General features: G+C 65.4%; 22 protein-coding genes and 1 pseudogene. 6 read left to right on the plus strand and 17 right to left on the minus strand.

From position 1 onward, the window contains the following. Nucleotides 1–103: 103 nt before the first annotated feature. From QZM72_RS15385 to QZM72_RS15400, 4 genes are all read right to left on the minus strand, one after another. The gene (locus QZM72_RS15385) at nt 104–805 is read right to left on the minus strand and encodes a sulfate/molybdate ABC transporter ATP-binding protein (protein ID WP_089469305.1); all 702 of its coding nucleotides are present in this window, start codon (nt 803–805) and stop codon (nt 104–106) included. A gap of 64 nt (nt 806–869) precedes the next feature. Next, nucleotides 870–1,547: a molybdate ABC transporter permease subunit gene (gene modB, locus QZM72_RS15390; RefSeq protein WP_301738566.1), complete on the minus strand. Its 678-nt coding sequence runs from the start codon at nt 1,545–1,547 to the stop codon at nt 870–872. Nucleotides 1,548–1,557: 10 nt separating this feature from the next. After that, nucleotides 1,558–2,352, minus strand: coding sequence for a molybdate ABC transporter substrate-binding protein (gene modA / locus QZM72_RS15395; protein WP_089469307.1), 795 nt, complete (start codon nt 2,350–2,352; stop codon nt 1,558–1,560). 119 nt (nt 2,353–2,471) lie between these two features. Beyond that, the gene (locus QZM72_RS15400; RefSeq protein ID WP_089469308.1) at nt 2,472–3,170 is read right to left on the minus strand and encodes a phosphatase PAP2 family protein; all 699 of its coding nucleotides are present in this window, start codon (nt 3,168–3,170) and stop codon (nt 2,472–2,474) included. Between the two features lie 259 nt (nt 3,171–3,429). On the opposite strand from QZM72_RS15400, the gene QZM72_RS15405 reads away from it, so the two are divergent. Together QZM72_RS15405 and QZM72_RS15410 are read left to right on the plus strand one after the other, a co-directional pair. Beyond that, nucleotides 3,430–4,539 carry a PHB depolymerase family esterase gene (locus tag QZM72_RS15405; RefSeq protein ID WP_089469309.1) on the plus strand — a complete coding sequence of 370 codons (1,110 nt, stop codon included), beginning with the start codon at nt 3,430–3,432 and terminating at the stop codon, nt 4,537–4,539. 81 nt (nt 4,540–4,620) lie between these two features. After that, nucleotides 4,621–4,797 carry a DUF3563 family protein gene (locus QZM72_RS15410; protein WP_069618521.1) on the plus strand — a complete coding sequence of 59 codons (177 nt, stop codon included), beginning with the start codon at nt 4,621–4,623 and terminating at the stop codon, nt 4,795–4,797. A 116-nt stretch (nt 4,798–4,913) separates the two neighbouring features. Here QZM72_RS15410 and QZM72_RS15415 read toward each other — a convergent pair whose 3' ends face one another. The 10 genes and pseudogenes from QZM72_RS15415 to QZM72_RS15455 form a co-directional block, all read right to left on the minus strand. Then, a complete protein-coding gene (locus QZM72_RS15415; RefSeq protein ID WP_089469310.1) occupies nt 4,914–5,333 on the minus strand; it encodes an organic hydroperoxide resistance protein in 420 nt (139 codons plus the stop codon). 156 nt (nt 5,334–5,489) lie between these two features. Then, nucleotides 5,490–5,942, minus strand: a complete 453-nt coding sequence (locus tag QZM72_RS15420) for a MarR family winged helix-turn-helix transcriptional regulator (protein WP_089469311.1) — start codon at nt 5,940–5,942, stop codon at nt 5,490–5,492. Nucleotides 5,943–6,307: 365 nt separating this feature from the next. After that, nucleotides 6,308–7,225 carry a transcriptional regulator GcvA gene (gene gcvA / locus QZM72_RS15425; protein WP_301738577.1) on the minus strand — a complete coding sequence of 306 codons (918 nt, stop codon included), beginning with the start codon at nt 7,223–7,225 and terminating at the stop codon, nt 6,308–6,310. 132 nt (nt 7,226–7,357) lie between these two features. Then, complete coding sequence (locus tag QZM72_RS15430) at nt 7,358–7,792, minus strand: hypothetical protein (protein ID WP_301738567.1); 435 nt, start codon at nt 7,790–7,792, stop codon at nt 7,358–7,360. Next, nucleotides 7,749–8,057 (minus strand): annotated as a pseudogene (locus tag QZM72_RS15435) (hypothetical protein); the annotation flags it as partial. The gene QZM72_RS15430 and the pseudogene QZM72_RS15435, both read right to left, overlap by 44 nt. 315 nt (nt 8,058–8,372) lie before the next feature. After that, the gene (locus tag QZM72_RS35650; RefSeq protein ID WP_367620033.1) at nt 8,373–8,522 is read right to left on the minus strand and encodes an SDR family oxidoreductase; all 150 of its coding nucleotides are present in this window, start codon (nt 8,520–8,522) and stop codon (nt 8,373–8,375) included. Next, nucleotides 8,476–9,120, minus strand: coding sequence for an SDR family NAD(P)-dependent oxidoreductase (locus tag QZM72_RS15440; protein ID WP_367620032.1), 645 nt, complete (start codon nt 9,118–9,120; stop codon nt 8,476–8,478). The genes QZM72_RS35650 and QZM72_RS15440 overlap by 47 nt, the downstream gene beginning before the upstream one ends. Nucleotides 9,121–10,175: 1,055 nt before the next feature. After that, on the minus strand, nt 10,176–10,985 hold the full coding sequence (locus tag QZM72_RS15445; RefSeq protein WP_301738568.1) for a BPSS1780 family membrane protein: 810 nt from the start codon (nt 10,983–10,985) through the stop codon (nt 10,176–10,178). Then, nucleotides 10,976–11,974 carry a homoserine kinase gene (locus QZM72_RS15450; RefSeq protein ID WP_050011351.1) on the minus strand — a complete coding sequence of 333 codons (999 nt, stop codon included), beginning with the start codon at nt 11,972–11,974 and terminating at the stop codon, nt 10,976–10,978. The genes QZM72_RS15445 and QZM72_RS15450 overlap by 10 nt, the downstream gene beginning before the upstream one ends. Before the next feature lie 99 nt (nt 11,975–12,073). Next, nucleotides 12,074–12,469: a hypothetical protein gene (locus QZM72_RS15455; protein ID WP_006479446.1), complete on the minus strand. Its 396-nt coding sequence runs from the start codon at nt 12,467–12,469 to the stop codon at nt 12,074–12,076. 129 nt (nt 12,470–12,598) lie between these two features. On the opposite strand from QZM72_RS15455, the gene QZM72_RS15460 reads away from it, so the two are divergent. Next, a complete protein-coding gene (locus tag QZM72_RS15460; RefSeq protein ID WP_011548157.1) occupies nt 12,599–14,125 on the plus strand; it encodes an AMP nucleosidase in 1,527 nt (508 codons plus the stop codon). Nucleotides 14,126–14,240: 115 nt separating this feature from the next. Here QZM72_RS15460 and QZM72_RS15465 read toward each other — a convergent pair whose 3' ends face one another. After that, nucleotides 14,241–14,510: a hypothetical protein gene (locus tag QZM72_RS15465; RefSeq protein ID WP_089469313.1), complete on the minus strand. Its 270-nt coding sequence runs from the start codon at nt 14,508–14,510 to the stop codon at nt 14,241–14,243. 381 nt (nt 14,511–14,891) lie between these two features. Next, a complete protein-coding gene (locus QZM72_RS15470; protein ID WP_089469314.1) occupies nt 14,892–15,650 on the minus strand; it encodes a TIGR00730 family Rossman fold protein in 759 nt (252 codons plus the stop codon). 1 nt (nt 15,651) lies between these two features. Here QZM72_RS15470 and polA point away from each other — a divergent pair, with 1 nt between their 5' ends. The 3 genes from polA (at nt 15,652) to QZM72_RS15485 (ending at nt 21,225) form a co-directional block, all read left to right on the plus strand. After that, the gene (gene polA, locus QZM72_RS15475; RefSeq protein WP_089469315.1) at nt 15,652–18,405 is read left to right on the plus strand and encodes a DNA polymerase I; all 2,754 of its coding nucleotides are present in this window, start codon (nt 15,652–15,654) and stop codon (nt 18,403–18,405) included. 278 nt (nt 18,406–18,683) lie between these two features. Then, nucleotides 18,684–20,018 (plus strand): NAD(P)/FAD-dependent oxidoreductase, encoded by a 1,335-nt coding sequence (locus tag QZM72_RS15480; RefSeq protein WP_089469316.1) that lies wholly within the window; start codon nt 18,684–18,686, stop codon nt 20,016–20,018. A gap of 331 nt (nt 20,019–20,349) precedes the next feature. After that, nucleotides 20,350–21,225, plus strand: coding sequence for a dienelactone hydrolase family protein (locus tag QZM72_RS15485; protein ID WP_301738569.1), 876 nt, complete (start codon nt 20,350–20,352; stop codon nt 21,223–21,225). 69 nt (nt 21,226–21,294) lie between these two features. Here QZM72_RS15485 and QZM72_RS15490 read toward each other — a convergent pair whose 3' ends face one another. After that, nucleotides 21,295–22,164: a sulfurtransferase gene (locus QZM72_RS15490; RefSeq protein ID WP_301738570.1), complete on the minus strand. Its 870-nt coding sequence runs from the start codon at nt 22,162–22,164 to the stop codon at nt 21,295–21,297. Nucleotides 22,165–22,357: the final 193 nt, after the last annotated feature.

Genomic DNA, 22,357 nt, shown 5'->3' on the forward strand with positions numbered 1-22,357 from the left:
TCGCACCGGCTTCGTTTCCGCTTTCAGCATGTGCCGCGACGCGGCTGCTCTCAGGCTCCGGCGTGGCGGCCGGCGCCACGCTCGCGACCACGGCGTCGCGCGTTCAGGTGACGCGCGTCGGCCACTCGGCGTGCGGCGAACTCGCCCGCACGCGTCCTTCGCTCAACTGCACGACCTGGTCGCCGAACGCGGCGACGTCATCGGGGTCGTGCGAGATCAGCACCATCGGGATGTCGAGCCGCGCCTGCAGTTCGGCGAGTTCATGGCGCATGCGCTGGCGCATCGCACCGTCGAGCGCCGCGAACGGTTCGTCGAGCAGCAGGATGCGCGGCTGCGCGACCAGCGCACGGGCGAGCGCCACGCGCTGCTTCTGCCCGCCCGACAGTTGCGACGGATATTGCCCCGCGAGCGATTCGAGATCGAACGCGCGCAGCCAGTACGCGACCTCCGGCGGCGCCGTTTTCGCGCGCGGATTGCGCAGGCCGGACGTGAGCCCGAACGCGATGTTCTGGCGCACGTTCAGATGCGGGAACAGCGCGTAGTCCTGGAACAGGTACGCGACACGGCGTTCGCGGGTCGGCACGTCGATGCGGCGCGCGGCGTCGAACAGCGGCTCGCCGTTCAGCGTGATCGCGCCTTCGTCGGGCGTCAGCAGCCCGGCGATCGCCTGCAGCGTCATGCTCTTGCCCGCGCCCGACGGCCCGAACAGCACGACGCGCTGCGTCGTCGCCGTGAACGACACGTCGAGCGTGAAGCGGCGTTCGGCGTTCGCGTAGGTCTTGCGGATGTCGACGACGACGCTCATGCGGGCCTCCGCCGAAGCGGGCCGGCTGCCGGACGACGGGCGCGATACGGGCGGCGCAGGTGCTTCATGTCAACTGGCTCCGCCGGGCGCGCGACGGCACGAGCCAGCCGGTCGCGAGCAGCACGAGCACGCAGGTGATCGACGTCACCAGCACGAGGAAGTTGGCCGTGTTGTCGTCGCCGGCCTGCACGGCCGCGTAGATCGCGACCGACAGCGTCTGCGTGCGGCCGGGCAGGTTGCCGGCGATCATCAGCGTCGCGCCGAATTCGCCGAGCGCGCGCGCGAACGCGAGCAGCGCCCCCGCGAGGATCCCGCGCGCGGCGAGCGGCAGCGTCACGCGGAAGAACAGCGCGGCTTCACCGAGCCCGAGCGTGCGGGCGGCGCGCTCGAGATGCGGATCGACGCCTTCGAACGCCGCGCGCGCCGATTTCAGGATCAGCGGAAACGCGACGACCATCGACGCGATCACCGCGCCTTGCCACGTGAACACCAGTTCGATGCCGAACGTGTCGAGCCACGCGCCGAACACGCCGCGCCGGCCGAGCAGCACGAGCAGGTAATAGCCGAGCACGGTCGGCGGCAGCACGAGCGGCAGCGTCAGCACGGAATCGACGACGTCGCGCAGCGGCGAGCGCCAGCGTGCGAGCATGAACGCGGCCGCGACGCCGAGCACGATGTCGAGCGCGGTCGCCCAGCCGGCAACCTTCAGCGACAGCAGCAGCGGGACCCAGGCGTCTTGCATCGCGATTCGCTCACTTGGCGGGCTTGAAGCCGAACGTCGACAGCACGGCCTGCCCCTGCGGCGACGCGACGAAATCGATGAACGACTGCGCCTGCGCGGCGTGGCGGCTGTCCTTGACCACGGCGATCGGGTAGGTGATGGCCGTCTGGGTCGGCACCGTCAGCGCGATCTTCACGCGGCCCGGCATGATCGCCGCGTCGGTGCCGAACACGAAGCCCGCGTCGACCTCGCCGCGCGCGACGTAGTCGAGGCTCTGGCGCACGTTGGCGGCCAGCACGCCCTTCGCGCTGACCGCATCCCACACGCCGGCCGCGCGCAGCGCGCCCTCGGTGTAGCGGCCGACCGGCACCGAGGCCGGATCGCCGTACGCGATGCGCTTCACGCCCGGCGCTTTCAGGTCGTTCAGCGACGCCGGCGCGGGCGCGCGGTTGTCCGCCGGCACGATCAGCACGAGCGAGTTCGCCGCGAAATCGCGGCGCGTGCCGGGCACGATCACCTTCTCGTTCACCGCGCGATCCATCGCCTTCTGGTCGGCCGACGCGAACACGTCGGCCGGTGCGCCCTTGGCGATCTGCTGCATCAGCACGTCCGATGCGCCGAAGTTGAACAGCACCTTGGTGTCCGGATGCTGCTTCTCGTACGCGTCGCCGACGGCCTTGAACGCGTTCGTCAGGCTGGCGGCCGCCGACACGACCAGTTCGTCGGCGGCGCAAGCGGGTGCGCTGAATGCGACCGCGGCGGCAAGCGTGGCGATCGGCAGCAGGCGAAGCAGGGTGCGGCGAAGCGGACGGACGGTTGAGCGCATGGAGATTCGTCGTGAATGGATGGAAACCGTAATCGTAATATAGGGCGGGTTATAACGCTCGGCATAGTGCTCATGCGACGGTGCGCATGAAATGGTCGGACGTGAAAACGGGCGGCCGGTTACGCGTGAAGCGTAGGCGGCGCCGATCGGGTGCGCTGCAGCGACGACGGCTGCGACGCGGGATGGTAGTTCGGATTGGCCTTCCAGCGCGCGCGGACGAACGGGCGCTCGTGGCCCGACAGTTCCAGCGCGACCTTGGTGACCCAGCGATGCGACGGCACCGTGAGGCCGTGCAGCGCCACGGTGACGAGCGCGAGGCTCGCGACGACCGCCGGCACCGACCAGCGGTGCGGCGTCGCGCGCCACGAGCCGGCGATGAACGTGAGCGCGGCGACTCCGCCGACGAGGCAGCCGGTAATCGATTCGGACGGCGAATGCGCGTCGAGCGCGACCCGCGACACGCCGACCGCGACGCCGGCCGCCAGCCCGAGCGCGATGCCGGCGAGCCGCACCGGCGTGCGCGTGCGGATCAGCGCGAGGAAAATCGCGACCGGATACACCGACGTCGACAGCATCGCATGGCCGCTGAACCCGGTGAAATCCCACGCGCGGATGCCGATGCCCCAGCCGAGGAACGCGATCTTCGTGAGCGCCACCACGCCGATCGCGGCCGCGAGCACGCCGAGCCACGCGGCCGCACGCTGCCACGAGTAGCCGAGCGCGAGCCAGACGGCGATCGTGATCGCGAGCGGCAAGGTCAGGCCGGCGCCGCCGAACGCGGTAATCATGATCCACAGGTGAGCGGGCAGGTCGAACATCGGGAAGGGGACGAACGAAGGCGGGGACAATGCTTAAATCAACGCGCGAGCCGGGAAGAACGACTACAACGGATACAAGCGACGAAACCCCAGTATAGCGCCGCGTCCGCATGGGGCCCGCTTTTTGCGCGACCGGGCACGATCGACGAGCAGGAAAAATCCTGGAAACAATGTTATGGTGCATTGCACAAAGTCGAACGATGCATCCGTTGTGGCGGCTCTCATGGCGCCCTATTTTTCCTGACTGCGAGCCCGATCGATGACCAAAAGTCTGACCAAGGTATGGCTGGGCGGCATGAAACGCATGCTGTCCCCGGTCGCCAAGCGCGCGGCGCGCGATGCGCAGCGCATCACCCGCGACGCACTCGAGGCCGCGGCCTCTCCTGCCGTATCCGACCCGTCCCCACCTCGCGAGTCGCGTGTGCGACCGCGCGCGGCCGCGTGGGCGGCCGGCGAGTGGGCGCGCGGCGAATATCCGATGGCGCCCGCGCTCGGTCGCCTTGTCCAGAACCTCGCGTACGGGCTCTACGTGCCGTCCGGCCGCCGGCGTGGCGCGATGCCGCTCGTCGTGATGCTGCACGGGTGCCAGCAGTCCGTCGACGAGTTCGCGCTGGGCACGCGGATGAACCTGCTGGCCGACAAGCACGGCTTCGCGGTGCTGTATCCGGAACAGTCGCTGCGTGCGCACGCGCATGGGTGCTGGCACTGGTATGAAGACACCGACCGCGCGGGGCGGGGCGAGGCGGACACGGTGGCGGCGCTGGTCGACGCGCTGGTCGACGAGTACGGTTTCGACGCGTCGCGCGTCTACGTCGCCGGGCTGTCGGCCGGCGCGGGGCTCGCTTCGCTGCTTGCGCTGCACCACCCGGACCGTTTCGCGGCGGTCGCGTTGCACTCGGGCCCCGCACTCGGCGAAGCGAATTCCGGCATCACCGCGATGGACGTGATGCGCCGCGGTTTGCGGCAGAACCCGGCCGCGGCGGTCGATGCGCTGGTCGACGCCGGCGCGTATCCGGGCATGCCGGCGCTGATCGTCCAGGGCGACGGCGATCATGTCGTCGCGCCGAAGAACGCCGATCAACTGACCGTCCAGTTCATGCGCCTGAACGGGCTCGCCGACAGCCGGGGCGCGCTGCGCGGCGGCGAGCGCGTCGAGACGCGCAAAACGGGCGTCCAGATTACCGATGTATGCCGCGACGGCGAGCCGGTGGTGCGGCTGTGTCACGTGAAAGGGCTCGATCACGCGTGGGCCGGCGGCGACGAAGCCGTGCCGTTTCACGCGGCGGTCGGCCCCGACGCAAGCGTGATGATCTGGGCTTTTTTCGAAACCCGTCGTCGCACTGTGGCGACCGAACGACGCATCGTTTGATCGACGCTGGTCAAAGCCTAGGGTTTTCCCTATAATTCGGGAAAACCCCTAGTCCAGAACCTTTGAACAGCGAGATCGACCATGTACCTGCTGAGCCACCTCTTCCTGATGCTGACCAAGAACGCTGAAAAGGCTGCGAAAGAGCGCGCCGACGCGTACCTGGCCGAAGCCACCGACATCTACGATCTCGAATTCCGCATGCGCAAGATCGATCGCGACGCGGCAATGAATCGTCCGTATTCGATCGGCGCGCGCTAAGCGGCGCACGCGGGCCTGCCGGCCCGCCGTTTCGATGCATCGCGCAAAAGGGCGCGTGCGGCATGGTGCCGCACGCGCCCTTTTTGTATTCGCGTGAAACCCGAACCGGCGTCGTGTCAGACGACCGTCAGGCGCACCGGCACGTTGTTGCGCGTCGCGTTCGAATACGGGCACACGTGGTGTGCCTTGTCGACCAGCGCTTGCGCGTCGTTCTTGTCGAGCCCCGGCAGCGACACGCGCAACTCGATGTCGAGCCCGAAGCCGCCTGCATCGTTCGGGCCGATGCCCACTTCCGCCGTCACTTGCGTATCGGCCGGCAGCGTCTGCTTGTTCTGGCCCGCGACGAATTTCATCGCACTCAGGAAGCAGGCCGAGTAACCTGCGGCAAACAGTTGCTCCGGATTCGTGCCTTCCGCGCCCGTGCCGCCGAGTTCGCGCGGCGCCGCCAGCTTCACTTCCAGCTTGTTGTCGGCGGATACTGCGCGGCCGTCGCGGCCGCCGGTGCTCGTGGCGCTGGTCTTGTACAGAATGTTCATCGTGCAGCTCCTGTCGGGAAGAGAGGGAGAAAGCGGTCCGGTCAAACGGGATGTCGCCGGCCACGACTGAAATATAGAACACTAATGATTTGTGTGCAAATTAAATTTTGAAGAAAAACCCGGCGATGCCGGGCGGGTCGCTTCATGCGCGAAGTGTCAGCGTTCGTTGGCCACCGACAACGCGTCGCGCAACTGCTGGAGATCGGCGCGCAGCCTCACCAGGAATTCGGGTGTCTGTTGCATCGCGCAAAAAAGGTCGGCGGGCACCGAGCGCGCGCGGTCCTTCAGCACACGGCCTTCCGGCGTCACGCGCACGTTGACCACCCGTTCGTCGGCCGCGCTTCGCACGCGCTCGACGTAGCCGAGCGCTTCCAGCCGCTTGAGCAGCGGCGTGACCGTGGCCGGATCGAGGTCGAGCCGCGCCGAGACGTCCTTCACGGCCATGTCGTCGCGCTCCCACAGCACGAGCATCGCGAGATATTGGGGATAGGTCAGCGACAACTTGTCGAGCAGCGGCTTGTACGCCTTCGTCATCGCGTGCGAAGTCGAATAAAGCGCGAAGCAGAGTTGCTCGTCGAGCGTCTGGGGCAGCGGAGGCAGGCGATCCATGATTCGGGTAGCGCATCGGATGCGCGAACGATTTGTACGCAAATTATTTTGCGCGCAAAAGATCGGGTTGAAAAGGTGACCTGCGGCGGAATTCCGTGCTCAAGCCAACGAAAGATCATCGACCGGTTGAATCCGCAATGGACTTCAGACATTCCCTCGACAGATAACAAAGCCGATATGGGCGGTTCGGCGTGCGCAATCGCTGAACAAGAGGCATGGAGGTCGTGGTTGTCCAGATCGTTCCATTGAGCACACGTGATGTTTCTCGTTATCGACGTCGCGGCGCTGATCGGCAGACAGCGCCGATGAGTTTGAACCTGTCGATCTGGAGGTGGCACGCAGGCCTGCGATAAAGACTCGGAGTGTCATCCCCGTGCGCCGGCTTCTTCTAATAGCCATTCCTTGAAGGCAACGACAGGCGCCGAGTTCGCGCTTGCTTTCTTGTGCACGAGGTAATACGCGAGTTCACAGGTTTGAACCACGTCGAACGGTCGAACGAGGCGCCCCTCCTCGAGATCCTTTTCGACGAGTGTCGTCCGTCCAAGTGCCACTCCATTTCCCGAAATGGCCGTCTGATACGCGGCCGCGGAATCGTTGATCTGGATGCCCCGATTACAGTCGACGCTATCTCTGCATCCAGCTTTCTGAAGCCATGAGCGCCATGTCGGGAACACGCCTGATGACTGCATCGAGACATCGTGAATCAAGAGATGGTGCTGGAGGTCGGCGGGCTTTTTCAGACGTTGCTTACCGCGCAATAGACTGGGGCTGCACACAGGGAAAAACTCATCCCGCAAAAGGAATGTCGATGCGAGGTCGGGCCATTTGCCGGCACCGTAGCGAATGCCGACGTCGACCCGATCGGCAGTGAAGTCGACGAGACGGTTACTCGTGTCAATGCGCAAGTCGTAATACGGATGCCGCTGCTGAAATCGGTCGACACGGGGCAGTAGCCACTTGTCGGCAAAGGCGGCGGGAACGGTGACGGTGAATGCCGTGCGCGACTTGCTTGCCTTGAGCTGTTCAACGGCCTCGGACAGCAGGTCGAATCCCGATTGCAGTGCTGGGAGTGCGGACCGTGCTGCGTCCGTTAGAAAGAGGCGCGTTGCGCCTGATGTGGTCCGATGAAACAATTCGACTTCGAGGGCGTCTTCCAGGCCGCGGATCAAATGTCCGACTGCCGCCGGCGTGACATTTAGCTCCTCAGCTGCCGCGGCGTAGCTCAGATGACGGGAGACGGCTTCGAAGGCACGGAGTGCGTTCAGGTTATGAGGTGCTCGCATCTGAATAAGTTTATGTCCGTATTGACGCATCTTCACAAGGCATTCAGCGACAGTCTATCGTGTCATCAAGCGCGGTCCGCGAACTTCAGAATGCGCTGCGATACGCGAACAAGCCTGGCAGCCCGCCGGTCATCAAGAACAGGACATTTTGCCCGGAGCGGTAGCGACCATTCCGCACATCGTGCAGAAGCCCGGCAAACGCCCTCCCGCTATCGACCGGGTCCAGGAGCAGTCCCTCAGTTCGGGCAAGTGTGCGCATGGCTCGCGCATGCCGTCGGTTGGCAGGCCATATCCATCCCCAAGATGCGAATCGTCGATGTTCAGGTCGCTGACGGAAAACCTCGCCTCGTGGCCAAGCAGGTCCAGCGTTGCAGTCGACTTTTCGAATGAGACCATGCGCGACTTGTCTTCATCGGCGAGCACGGCATGCGAGCGAACGAACGCGGCTGTCCTTCCCTGAGCGACGAATCTCGCAACCAGGCCGGCATGCGTGCCACCGCTGCCGTGAGGGACGATGACTTCGTCAAATGCCACGCCCATCTCCGATGCCTGCGCCTCGATCTCCAAGGCGCATGCGGCATAACCGAGACAACCGACCGGGCTGGAGCCTTCCAGCGGTGCGACAGAGACGCGGCGCCCCCATCTCCGTCAGCGTCGTGGCGCGCCGAGTCGCGAACACCATCGCGTCTTCCGAACCCGGTAGATCGTGGACAGTAGCGCCCAGCAACTCATCGAGCAGCACGTTCTCATTGTCGGTGTAGGCCGCGTCGGTTCTGGGAACCGAGCGAGTAAGAACCAGCTCGCACTGCAAACCGGCCCGAGCTGCCGCAGCGGCCGTGAGTCGTGCATGGTTCGACTGACGTGCTCCGACCGTAACTACGGTGTCCGCATCTTGCGCGAGCGCCTAGCCAATCAGAAATTCCAACTTTCCCAGCTTGTTGCCGCCTGCTCCAAGGCCCATCAGATCGTCGCGTTTTACGAAGATTCCGACATTGCCGAGCTGTTTGTTCGAGGCGGGGGAGACGCTGGACAGGCGTCGCGCCCTTAGAGTGAATCGCGGATAAGCAGCCGGCCCAAGATGTCCTTCTCGCATGTGAATTCTCGATATAAATTGGGGGACGCCATAACGGCCGCCCCCATCGTTACATCAGATTTGCGACAGGCCACCATCGACTACGAATTCCGCGCCGGTCGTGAACGAAGAGTCATCGCTCGCCAGGAACAAAACCGCCTTCGCGATTTCAGCGGCTTCACCGAAGCGGCTTGAGCGGCACTGCTGCCTGAATGGTGGCTGCAGTGTCGGAGAGTTGCCCCTCGGTAAGGCCGAGCTTGGTGTGGAACGGCGTTGCAATCGGCCCTGGGCTGACGGCGTTGACGCGGATGCCACGCGGCGCGAGCTCGGCGCCGAGAGAACGCACCAGCGACCGGATGGCTGCCTTCGTCGCCGAGAGAACGGACAGGCCCGGTGTGCCGACAGTGTTCAGGAACGACGTCGTGGCCACGATGCTACCTCCATTCGGGATAAGCTGCACCGCCTTCTGAATAGTGAGGAACAAGCCGGTGAAATTCAGAGCGAATTGCTCTTGAATCATTTCCGGGGTAACGGCTTCCAGCGGAGCAGCCTGACCTGCCCCGGCGTTGGCAAACACGATGTCGATATGGCCAAACGTTGCCGCCACGTCGCCGATGGCGCGGTCGATGTCGGCAGGTTTGCGGAGGTCGGCGGAGAGAATCAGAGCGTCGCTGCCCAGTGCCTTTGCGGCAGCTTCAAGACGCGCCGGATTCGTTCCGATGACAGCGACCTTTGCGCCTTCCGCGAGAAATTGCCTGGCAGTCTCCAGACCGATACCCGACGTGCCGCCGGTGACGAGGGCAACCTTGTTTTGCAGTTTCATGGTTCATCTCCTTGGGGTGAGTTGACGAGGACCGTTGGCGTCTTCGATGGAAACCATTCTGGTCGACCGCAAACCGCACGACAAATGAGAAGAACTAGCGACCCAAAGTAAAAAATCTAGTCTGAAACGTTTAACGCCTCTACGCCAGGCAATTTGAAGTTCAGGAGCAGAACCGCCAGAAACAAAAGTCGCTACAGTGCCTGCGTCGCGGCGAGCGGCGGATGTCGGAATTCGATTCATTTCCTCGTCCACAGCATGCAGCGGTGCTCCGCCACGGCATCTAGGTCAGTTCGCAGCTTCGTTAGGATGCGAGATGAGCACAATGTGGCTGATCTCGATTTCGATGGTCTTGCCGCCGCTCGAATGACCTTATGCGTGTATAGGCGAATGGCTGCGAGTGGCCGGGTTGAGGCAATGCCACCGGCAATTTGCTCGCCTGAAACCGGCCATTGAGCTAGGGCGGACGACACCTTGGCTATTCGAATTGGATCGGGTCCTCAACCGGCGGCTCACGGCGGGGTGAGGTCTCCAAAATCCGCCTATCGGTGCGTCAGTTCGCAAAAAGTGAGGCCTTCTGACTGACCGGCCTGGCGAAAGTTATCTGACCGCCCCGGTCCGATTGTGGCCGGCCAGCTTGCCGATCGGGCCGACGACCTTCAGATGCAGCAGTTGTAGTCGACGTAGTCGCGTCCTTCTGCCTGACTTGGAAGCAATGATTGCCAGCGGGTCGGAACTTGTTGACGTGTGTGCCGTCAGCGGGTGTTGTCGAACTGTACGGGGCATCGAAGTGCTCGTTCCTGGCATCGTAAATTCAGCAAGACGGACTTTATTCCGTGGCCGCCTCGCCGAACTGCCGTTTCGGCGCGACATGACGGACTTTGCGTCCGAGCACACCTTTGCAACGATCTTTTCAATTCAATAACTTGCGATCTGGCCCTCAGCCGGACTTTATTCTCCCGGATCATCGATACGGGGAAAGGGTAGATCGACAGCACGCCCCGGCCGGGGCCGAGAACAGCGTGGCGGCCGGCGACATGCGCCGGCCGTAAGAAGAGTCAGCGGCCCGACATCGTCGTCGTCGCGCCCGGTTCCTGCACGCCGAAGCAGCCGCGATAGGTCGCGTAGAACGAGCAGTACAGCATCGTGACGATGATGATCGTCACCGGCATCATGATCGTCAGCGCATACGCGCCGGCACCGAGCGCCTGCAGCAGCAGCGACAGCGCGAGCGACGTGCCGAGCGCGACGCCGAACCACAGCACGCCGTACACGACGAATGCGCCGCGATTGCGCCAGCAGCTGACGACGCTGAAGAAGAGCGCCTTCGCGGGCGGGACGTCATGCCACGCGACCAGCACCGGCGCGAACCAGAACAGCATCGCGACCGGCAGATAGAGCAGCGTCGCGAAGAACAGCGCGCCGAGCGTGCCTTGCGCGGCGAGCGTCTCGGGCGTCGTGTTCGCTTCGTCGGCCGCGCCCATCATCACGTGAAACAGCGCGCCGCCGTCCACGAACGACGACGCGGCGAACACCAGCACCATCGATGCGACGTAGATCACGCCGAGGACGAGCAGCCGCTGGGTCGCGACGGCGCCGTACGAGCGAAAGCCGTCGACGAGGATCGTCGGCATCACGGTCTTGCCGGCCACCGTGTCGCGGCACGCGGCCATGAAGCCGACCGCGATGCCGGGAATGAACACCAGCGGCAGCGCGGAGCCGATCACGGGCACCCTCGACACCAGCGTGATCGCGAGCAGGTACGTGAAGAACAGCGTGATGAACGCGAGCGGGTTCCGGCGGAACAGCCAGATGCCTTGACGGAACCAGACATAGCCCGTTTTCGCGGGCACTTCGATCAGTTGCATGCGGTTTGGATCTCGGGAAGCGCGGGCGTATGCGCGATACGCTCACGCAGAATGCGTTCGAAATGGCCGGGGTCGTGCGGCTTGAGCATCTCGGCCGCGCGTGGCAGGTAGAAGTCGTACAGGCGCGACACCCAGAAGCGGTACGCGCCCGCGCGCAGCATGTCGCTCCAGTGGCGGCGTTCCTCGGCCGTGAACGGCCGCACCGTCTGGTACGCGCGCAGCAGCGCATCGGCGCGCGCGACGTCGAGCACGCCGGTCGCGAGGTCGACGCACCAGTCGTTGACGGTGACCGCGACGTCGAACAGCCACTTGTCGCAGCCCGCGAAATAGAAGTCGAAGAACCCGCCGAGCCGCACGTCGTGGCCGGTGCCGGGCGCCGCGTGCGCGAACAGCACGTTGTCGCGGAACAGGTCGCAATGGCAGGGGCCGGCCGGCAGCGCCGCATAGTCGTCCGACGCGAAGAAGCCGGCCTGGTGCGCGAGCTCGCCTTCGAGCAGCGTGCGTTGCGCGTCCGTGATGAACGGCACGATCGCCGGCACGTTCTCCTGCCACCACGGCAGGCTGCGCAGGTTCGGCTGGCTGCGCGGATAGTCGCGCCCCGCGAGGTGCAGGCGCGCGAGCATCTGCCCGACCTCGATGCAGTGTTCGACGCCGGGCGCGAGTTCGGCCGCGCCGTCGAGCTTCGTGACGATCGCGGCCGGCTTGCCGTGCAACTCGCCGAACAGCGCGCCGTCGTCACGCGGGACCGGGTCCGGCACCGGCACGCCATGGGCGGCGAGGTGGCGCATCAGGTCGAGGTAGAACGGCAACTGCTGCGCCGTGAGCTTTTCGAAGATCGTGAGGACGTATTCGCCGCGCGTCGTCGTCAGGAAGAAATTGCTGTTTTCGATACCGGACGGAATGCCGCGGAACGCAAGCACGTCGCCCAGTTCGTAGTGGCGCATCCATTGCGCGAGATCGGAGTCGGAAACAGCGGTGAAAACGGCCATGCGGGATGCGTCAGGTCAAGGTGTCGGCACGCGGGCGGCGTGCAGCGCGACAGCAGGTGAAGGAGCGGCGCGGCGCGGTCGGTGCGCGGCGCCACGGAATCAGTAGCGCAGGTTCAGCGACGGCAGGCGCGTGATCGGGATGCCGGCGTCGTGCGGCTTCGGCGACGTGTCGGGCGTCGAGCTCATCTGGTAGCGCGTGCCGAAGTTCGACTTCACGTCGATCTCGACCGGCTTGCCGCGGTCGCGGTACTCGGTGACCTCGGTGCCGTTCTTGCTCTTTTCGTGGAAGCTCGGCGTGCGGCGGATGTCGGCGAAGTCCACTTTCGACGTGACTTCGGCGCCCGGCCGGTTGATCTTGCGGAGATCGGGCAGGCCGGCGGCTTCGTTGGCCTCGGCCCGGGCCTGCGCGTCGGCGTCAGGCGTGCCGCCGGCGGCGTGAGCGACGCTGGCGGCGGCAAACGCGACGGCAGCGGCGACGAAAATGAGCGGCTTCATGATGAGTCTCCAGTGAACCTACCGATTTTAGCAAATACTGTGCACCATCCGGCCCTTGTGTGCGCAGGGGCGGCCATAAGGGCGACCGGGTTCCGTGGTAATGTCGTCGGATCAGACGAGGTGATGAAAATGAAGAACGATTTGAGCCGCCGGCACCGTGTGCTGTCGCCCGAAAGCCCGTCGGTCGAGGCTTTCGACGATCCGATCGCTGCCGTCGCGCGGCTGTCCGCCATTTACGACACGAATACGGGCTTCCTGCGCGATGCGTTCGCGCGCTATCGCCGCCACGAAGCGATTACCGAGCACGTGCGCGCGTGCTACCCGTTCGTGCGGATCCGCACCGACGTCAACACGCACGTCGATTCGCGCCGCTCGTACGGCTTCGTCGCGGGCCCCGGCGTGTTCGAGACGACGGTCACGCGCCCCGATCTCTTCGCGAACTACTACCGCGAGCAACTGCGCCTGCTGGCGAAGAACCACCATGTGAAGATCGAGATCGGCGTGTCGTCGCAGCCGATTCCAATCCATTTCGCGTTTCCGGAAGGCATCCATCTCGAGGGTGAACTCGATCGCGACCGCCTGCTCGCGATGCGCGACATCTTCGATACGCCCGACCTGTCGTATCTCGACGACCGCATCGTCAACGGTACGTTCGAGCCGGCGCCGGGCGAGCCGCATCCGCTCGCGCTGTTCACCGCCGCGCGCGTCGACTTCTCGCTGCATCGGCTGCGCCACTACACGGCGACGTCGCCCACGCACTTCCAGAACTACGTGCTCTACACGAACTACCAGTTCTACATCGACGAGTTCGTGAAGCTCGGCCGCACGATGATGACGGAAAGCGACGATCCGGAGGTGCGCGCGTACCGCAGCGAATACAGCGCGTTCGTCGAGCCGGGGGACGTCGTGACGTACAACGCGAACCTCGGCGGCGAGCCGGCCGAGGGCACCGCGCCGCCGCGCCTGCCGCAGATGCCCGCGTATCACCTGAAGCGCGCGGACGGCAGCGGGATCACGATGGTCAACATCGGCGTCGGCCCGTCGAACGCGAAGACGATCACCGATCACATCGCGGTGCTGCGCCCGCACGCGTGGGTGATGCTCGGTCACTGCGCGGGGCTGCGCAACACGCAGCGCCTGGGCGACTACGTGCTCGCGCACGGCTACGTGCGGGAGGATCACGTGCTCGACGCCGACCTGCCGCTGTGGGTGCCGATCCCGGCGCTGGCCGAAGTGCAGCTCGCGCTCGAGCGCGGCGTGGCCGAGGTCACGCGGCTCGAGGGTGTGGAGCTGAAGCGCGTGATGCGCACGGGCACGGTCGCGAGCGTCGACAACCGCAACTGGGAGCTGCGCGACCATCGCGAGCCCGTGCAGCGGCTGTCGCAGAGCCGCGCGATCGCGCTCGACATGGAAAGCGCGACGATCGCCGCGAACGGCTTCCGCTTCCGGGTGCCGTACGGCACGCTGCTGTGCGTGTCCGACAAGCCATTGCATGGCGAGCTGAAGCTGCCGGGCATGGCCGACACGTTCTATCGCGGGCAGGTCGACCAGCATCTGCAGATCGGCGTGAAGGCGATGGAGATCCTGCGCACGAACGGGCTCGACAAGTTGCATAGCCGGAAACTGCGGAGCTTCGCGGAAGTGGCGTTCCAGTAACGACACACGGCGCAACGGCGTCCATCACGACAAAGGCCGCACGCGAACTTGCGTTCGCGTGCGGCCTTGTTCTTTTCGTTTCGGCGCGAAGGCCGGATGGCCCGCGCTCAGGCGTTCAGCATTCGCCCTTTTTCGCGTGCCCCGGCGGGCAGTGATAGCCGCCATGGCCGCGATGACGCTCGTGATCCTCCCACTCGCGGCGTTCCCAGTAGCGGCGGCCGTCCCAATAGCGGTCGCCGTGCCAGCCGACGATTACCGCCGGTGCGGGAGCGACGACGACCGGCGCGGGCGTGCCGATGTTGACGTCGACGTTGACGGCATGAGCGAGGCCGGACAGCGAAAGGCCGAGGCCGGCGAAAGCGAGGGCGATCAGCGAGCGTTGCATGTTCTTTTCCGTGGTGTCGTGATGAATGGGCCGACGCGACGCGATGGAAGCGAGGGGGACCGTTCCACCGGGGGAACGCCGCGCCGACAGAATGCAGTGTGCTGCCGGGCGACGGAAAAGGCGAGTCGTGATTATTACGGAGGATTGGCGGTGCGTGCGCGCGCGAAGGGCCATCCATTTGACAGTGGCGGGCCGCCGGTGCGGCTGATCCCGTCGCATGACGCAGCGCCGACGGCGGGATTTGACATTCGACCGCGCGCGGCGGCGAACGGGTATTAACGGCGCGTTACAAAATCGCGCCCGGCGAGCGGCCGGCACGCGTTGCTCATTGCGTGCCAGGCACGACAACCGGCCGTCGGGCCGGCTGTCGTCACTGACCGGTTACAGATAGAACATCCGGTCTTCTTCCGGGCGCGGCGGATGATCATCGTCGTCCGAACCTTCCTCCTCGCCGCTGTCCTCGTAGAACGCGAGCACCGCGTCGAGCACCTGGTCGGGATCGTCGATCACCTGCATCAGATCCATGTCTTCCGGATTGATCAGGCCCATCGGAATCAGTTGATCGCGGAACCATTGCAGCAGCCCCTGCCAGAATTCGCTACCGACGAGGATGATCGGCACGAGGCGCGATTTCTTCGTCTGGATCAGCGTGAGCACTTCGGACAGTTCGTCGAGCGTGCCGAAGCCGCCCGGCATCACGATCACCGCGTCCGAGTTCTTCACGAACGTGACCTTGCGCGTGAAGAAGTGGCGGAAGCGCAGCGAGATGTCCTGATAGTGGTTGCCGGCCTGCTCGTGCGGCAGCTCGATGTTCAGGCCGACCGACGGCGCCTTGCCGGCGTGCGCCCCCTTGTTTGCGGCTTCCATGATGCCGGGGCCGCCGCCGGAGATCACCGCGAAGCCGGCGTCCGACAGCTTGCGGGCGATCTGCACGGCGAGCTTGTAGTGCGGCGTGTCGGGTTTGAGGCGGGCAGAACCGTAGATGCTGACAGCCGGGCGGATCTCCGACAGGTACTCGGTCGCCTCGATAAACTCTGCCATAATCGTGAACATCTGCCACGATGCGCGCGCCTTCTTGGCCGTCGCGCGCTCTTGATCTGCGAGCGAACGCAGACTCGGAATCACTTTTCTCTTGTTCATAATGCCTGAAGAACGAAATCTGGAAGGTAAGACCCTGCTATTGGTTGACGGTTCGAGCTATCTGTATCGGGCTTACCATGCGATGCCTGATTTGCGTGGCCCTGGCGGGGAGCCGACCGGAGCGCTCTACGGAATCATCAACATGCTGCGCCGTATGCGCAAGGAAGTCAGTGCAGAGTATAGCGCTTGCGTGTTCGATGCAAAGGGCAAGACGTTCCGCGACGACCTTTATGCCGACTATAAGGCAAACCGTCCGTCGATGCCGCCCGATCTCGCGTTGCAGGTCGAGCCGATCCACGGCGCGGTGCGCGCGCTCGGCTGGCCGCTGCTGATGGTCGAAGGCGTCGAGGCCGACGACGTGATCGGCACGCTCGCGCGCGAAGCCGAACGGCACGGGATGAACGTGATCGTGTCGACCGGCGACAAGGATCTCGCGCAGCTCGTGACCGGCCGTGTCACGCTCGTCAACACGATGACCAACGAGACGCTCGACCGCGACGGCGTGCTCGCGAAATTCGGCGTGCCGCCCGAGCGCATCATCGACTACCTCGCGCTGATCGGCGACACCGTCGACAACGTGCCGGGCGTCGAGAAATGCGGGCCGAAGACGGCCGTGAAATGGCTGTCGCAATACGACAGCCTCGACGGCGTGATCGAACACGCGGCCGAGATCAAGGGCGTGGTCGGCGACAACCTGCGCCGCGCGCTCGATTTCCTGCCGCTGGGCCGCCGGCTCGTGACGGTCGACACGGCCTGCGATCTCGCACCGCATCTCGACTCGATCGAAGCGTCGCTGAAGAGCGACGGCGAGGCGCGCGACCTGCTGCGCGACATCTTTGCGCGCTACGGCTTCAAGACCTGGCTGCGCGAAGTCGAGAGCGCACCGGCCGAAGGCGGCGGCGCCGATGCGCCGGAAGGCGAGCCGGCCCCGGTGATCGCAGCCGACGTCGCGCGCGAATACGACACGATCCAGACCTGGGAACAGTTCGACGCGTGGTTCGCGAAGATCGATGCGGCCGCGTTGACCGCATTCGACACCGAGACGACCGCACTCGATCCGATGCTCGCACGGCTCGTCGGCCTGTCGTTCTCGATCGAGCCGGGCAAGGCGGCCTACCTGCCGGTCGCGCACTGCGGCCCCGACATGCCCGAGCAGCTTCCGCTCGACGAAGTGCTCGCGCGCCTGAAGCCGTGGCTCGAGTCGCCCGATCGCAAGAAGGTCGGCCAGCACCTGAAGTACGACGCACAGGTGCTCGCGAACTACGACATCGCGCTGAACGGCATCGAGCACGACACGCTGCTCGAATCGTACGTGCTCGAATCGCACCGTACGCACGACATGGACAGCCTCGCGCTGCGTCATCTGGGCGTCAAGACGATCAAGTACGAGGACGTGGCCGGCAAGGGCGCGAAGCAGATCGGTTTCGACGAAGTGGCGCTCGCGCAGGCCGCGGAATACGCGGCCGAAGACGCGGACATCACGCTGCAGCTCCATCACGCGCTGTATCCGCAAGTCGCGCGCGAGCCGGGCCTCGAGCGCGTGTACCGCGAGATCGAGATGCCGGTGGCGCTCGTGCTGCGCAAGATGGAGCGCACCGGTGTGCTGATCGACGATGCGCGCCTGCACGCGCAGAGCACCGAAATCGCGACGCGCCTGATCGAGCTCGAGGGCCAGGCGTACGAACTGGCGGGCGGCGAATTCAATCTCGGCTCGCCGAAGCAGATCGGGCAGATCTTCTTCGAGAAGCTGCAGTTGCCGGTCGTGAAAAAGACGCCGAGCGGCGCGCCGTCGACGGACGAGGAAGTGCTGCAGAAGCTGGCCGAGGACTACCCGCTGCCGAAGCTGCTGCTCGAGCACCGCGGGCTGTCGAAGCTGAAGTCGACCTATACCGACAAGTTGCCGCGCATGGTGAACCCCACCACCGGCCGCGTGCATACGAACTATGCGCAGGCGGTCGCGGTGACGGGCCGCCTTGCGTCGAACGATCCCAATCTTCAGAACATTCCGGTGCGCACGGCCGAAGGCCGGCGCATCCGCGAGGCGTTCATCGCCTCGCCGGGCCACCAGATCGTGTCGGCCGACTATTCGCAGATCGAACTGCGGATCATGGCGCACATCTCGGGCGACGCGTCGCTGCTGCGCGCGTTCTCGCAGGGCGAGGACATCCACCGCGCGACGGCCGCCGAGGTGTTCGGCGTGACGCCGCTGGAGGTCAATTCCGACCAGCGCCGGATCGCGAAGGTGATCAACTTCGGGCTCATCTACGGGATGAGCGCGTTCGGGCTCGCATCGAATCTCGGTATCACGCGCGACGCGGCGAAGCTCTATATCGACCGTTATTTCGCGCGCTATCCGGGCGTCGCGCAGTACATGGAAGACACGCGCGCGGCGGCCAAGGAGAAGGGCTACGTCGAAACCGTTTTCGGTCGCCGCCTGTGGCTGCCCGAGATCAACGGCGGCAACGGCCCGCGTCGCCAGGCGGCCGAGCGCGCGGCGATCAATGCACCGATGCAGGGCACGGCGGCCGACCTGATCAAACTGTCGATGATCGCCGTGGACGACTGGCTCACGCGCGACCGGCTTGCGTCGCGCATGATCATGCAGGTGCACGATGAACTGGTGCTCGAAGTGCCCGAAAGCGAGCTGTCGCTCGTGCGCGAGAAACTGCCGGAAATGATGTGCGGCGTCGCGAAGCTGAAGGTGCCGCTGGTCGCCGAAGTGGGCGCCGGCGCGAACTGGGAAGAGGCACACTGACGCACCCCGTACGATTCCTTGCTGCCCGCGGCATATTGTTGCAGGGATGCCGAATATCGAGATGGTTTGCTTGTGGTCAACGCGCAAGCTCCCGGACAATGCATGTCAGTCATGCCATTGACGCGGGGCGGCGCGCCCCGCGTGCCGGATCGGCCGCATCGAAGTGCTTCGAACTGCACATCGATGATGTCCGAACCGGTTAATCCGCCGGGCTGTGCGAATGCATCGCGTTTGCTTTATCCGGCGGCAGCAGTTTCGAATCGCAAAGGGGGAATCAGATGCATCGGATCATCATCGTAGGCGGAGGCGCGGGCGGCCTGGAACTGGCGACGCGGCTCGGCGACCGTTACGGCGCACGCGGCAATCGTCCCGCGCGTGCGCTTGTCACGCTCGTCGACCGCAATCCGACGCACATCTGGAAACCGCTGCTGCACGAGGTCGCGGCCGGCAGCATGGATCCGTTCACGCAGGAGCTCGAGTATGCGGCGCAGGCGCGCTGGCACGGCTTCGAGTTTCAGCAGGGCGAGCTGACCGCGCTCGACCGCGCGGCGAAGCGCATCACGCTGTCGCCCATCAACGACAGCGACGGCGAGGAACTGTTGCCGGCGCGCGAGCTGGAATACGACACGCTGGTGATCGCGATCGGCAGCACGACCCACTTCTTCGGCGTGCAGGGCGCGCCGGAAAACGCGATCGCACTCGATACGGTCGGCGAGGCCGAACGCTTCCGCAAGCGGCTGATCGCGGCATGCATGCGTGCCGAGCACCAGGCGCCGGCGCCCACCGCGCCGGGCGAGTCGACCGAGCCGCGCATCCAGGTCGTGATCGTCGGCGGCGGCGCGACGGGCGTCGAGTTGTCCGCGGAACTGCGCAATACCGCGCAGGTGCTGTCCGTGTACGGGCTGCACAAGCTCGATCCGCGCCATGACGTCGGCATCGTGCTGATCGAATCGGGGCCGCGGATCCTGCCGGCACTGCAGGAGCGCGTGTCGGCGGCGACGGCCGAACTGCTCGAAAAGCTCGGCGTGCGGCTGATGCTCGGCGAGCGCGTGACCGAGGTGGCGCCCGGGTTCGTGCATACCGCGAGCGGCAAGGCGGTGCGCGCGGATCTGACGGTCTGGGCGGCCGGCATCAAGGCGCCGTCCGTGCTCTCGCACCTCGACGGCCTTCAGGTCAACAAGCTCGGTCAGCTCGACGTGCGCCGCACGCTGCAGACCTTCACCGACGACAACGTGTTCGCACTCGGCGATTGTGCGGCCTGCGCATGGCCGGGCAACGAACGCAACGTGCCGCCGCGCGCGCAGGCGGCGCACCAGCAGGCGAGTTTCCTGCTCAAGGCGATCGGCTGCCGGCTCGAAGGGCGCCCGCAACCCGAGTTCACGTATCGCGACTTCGGCTCGCTCGTGTCGCTCGGTCACTTCAGCGCGGTCGGCAACCTGATGGGCGGGCTGATCGGCGGCAACATGCTGATCGAAGGGCTGTTCGCGCGTTTCATGTACATGTCGCTGTACCGGCTGCACATCGCGGCGCTGCACGGTTACCCGCGCATGATGCTCGACACGGTCGCGCACTGGCTGCGGCGCACGACGCTGCCGCGCGTCAAGCTGCACTGATCGCGTCGTTGCGCGTGGCGCGGGCGGGGAATGCGCCTATCGTGCGTGTTCGCCGCCCGTTTTTCTTTTCGGCTCACACGGATTCGGTCGCGCGTCGACGCGCGATACGGGCCGCCGTGCGATGACCGATTCGGCGGGCGCCGCCACGCGTCGTAATCGAGTCTTACACATCCGACAGTTGACGCGACAACGGATTATTGGGCATCTTGTCCGGGTTTTCGTTTGCGGCGGGGTGCCAACCGCCGCGACCTCCGCGCCGCGTGGCGGTGCGATGCCCCGTCATGTCGTATCCGCGATCGTGACGGCGGCGCCCCAATCGAGGAGTGCATTCATGTTGAAACCCGAAGTCGACAGCCTGGTCCCCCACGTCCCGTTCTCGCGCCGCAAGTTCATGCAGGCTGCGCTCGGCGGCACCTTCGCGGCGGCCGTGCTGCCCGTGTCGGCGCAGACGGTCACGACCGACAGCGCCGGGCTGGACGTCGACACCATCGAGATCCGCTCGGGCGATGCGAGTATTCCGGCGTATCGCGCCCAGCCGGTCGACAAGACGAACCTGCCGGTCGTCATCGTGATCCACGAGATCTTCGGCGTGCACGCGCATATCGCCGATGTATGCCGACGCTTCGCGAAGCTCGGTTATCTCGCGATCGCGCCCGACCTGTTCGTCCGGCAGGGCAATGCGGCGAAGTATCCGACGATGAAGGAGCTGTACGACCACATCATCAGCAAGGTGCCGGACCGGCAGGTGACGGAGGATCTCGATGCGACCGTCGCATGGGCCGGCAAGAACGGCGGCGACCTGTCGCGTCTCGGCGTGACGGGGTTCTGCTGGGGCGGCCGCCAGGCGTGGCTGTATGCGGAACACAATCCGCACGTGCTGGCCGCCGTGGCGTGGTACGGGTTCGTCGAAGGCAAGACCGACGAGATGACGCCGTTCAATCCGGTCGACCATGCGTCGTTGCTGAAGGTGCCGGTGCTCGGGCTGTATGGCGAGAAGGATCAGAACATCACGCAGGCGTCGCTCGCGGACATGCGCAAGGCGATCCAGGCGAGCGATTCGAAGCGCGCGCGCGAATCGGAGATCGTCGTGTATCCGGATGCCGGTCACGCGTTCTTCGCCGACTACCGGCCGAGTTACGTGAAGGGCGATGCCGAGGACGGCTGGAAGCGCGCGATCGAGTGGTTCCACAAGTACGGCGTGATGTAAACGACGAGCGGTGGCAACTGCCGCCTCGGCACCAGCCGCCGCATCATCGTCGTCGCGCCGCGCGGGTGCTCAAGGATTCGGGCCGGTCGCGATCGGTCGCGACGGATCGGCGCTCCATTCGCTCCACGAGCCCGGGTACAGCGACGCGCCGTGCAGGCCGGCCACTTCCAGCGCCAGCGCGTTGTGGCATGCGGTGACGCCCGAGCCGCATTGCAGGATCACGCGGTTCGGCTCGGTGCCGGCCAGCACGGTCGTGAATGCCTCGCGCAGTTCATGGCCGGTCTTGAAGCGGCCGTCGGCAGTCAGGTTGTCCTTGAAGAAGCGGTTGCGCGCCCCCGGAATGTGGCCGCCCACCCGGTCGATCGTTTCGTTTTCGCCGCGATAGCGATCCGGTGCGCGGGCATCGATCACGACGCGCGCGGGCGACGACACGTTCGCGAGTACGGCCGCCGCATCGACCGTCGATTCGAGCGGCGTGGCCGAGCGGAAGTCGCCGGCGGCCGGTTGCGGCACGTCGGTCGTCAGCGGCTGGCCGGCCGCTTCCCAGGCTTGCAGACCGCCATCGAGCACGGCAACCGAATCGTGGCCGAGCCAGCGCAGCAGCCACCACAGGCGCGCCGCATAGGCGCCGCCTTGCGCGTCGTACGCGACGACCTGCTGACCCTGCTTGAGGCCACGGCTGGCGAGCAGCGTCGCGAGTGCGTCTCGGGTCGGCAGCGGATGGCGGCCGTTGGTGCCCGTCTTGCGGCCCGACAGGTCGCGGTCGAGATGAAGATATTGCGCGCCGGGGAGGTGGCCGGCCGCGTAGGCGGCTTCGCCGACGCCGGGGTCGACGAGATCGAAGCGGCAGTCGAACAGCGCGACGCTGCCGGGCGCCGCGGCCAGGCGCTCGGCGAGATTGGCGGCGGAGATGAGCGTGGTGTAATGAGTGTGTGGCATGACGACTCCCTGGAGTGCAAATGGCCTGACACTCCAAGTCTAAACAAAAAAAGACGGGCCGAAGCCTAATGCCGTTCAGTTAAGAACTGAACGGCATTTTTGTTTTGGGTGTTGTAAACGGTGATGGAGGCTGTTAACCTGCGTCGCCATGCTTGATGACACCCTGAATTTTCTCGCTGAAGAACAGGAGACG

The sequence above is a fragment of the Burkholderia sp. AU45388 genome, from assembly GCF_030481585.1.
GTDB lineage: Bacteria > Pseudomonadota > Gammaproteobacteria > Burkholderiales > Burkholderiaceae > Burkholderia > Burkholderia sola.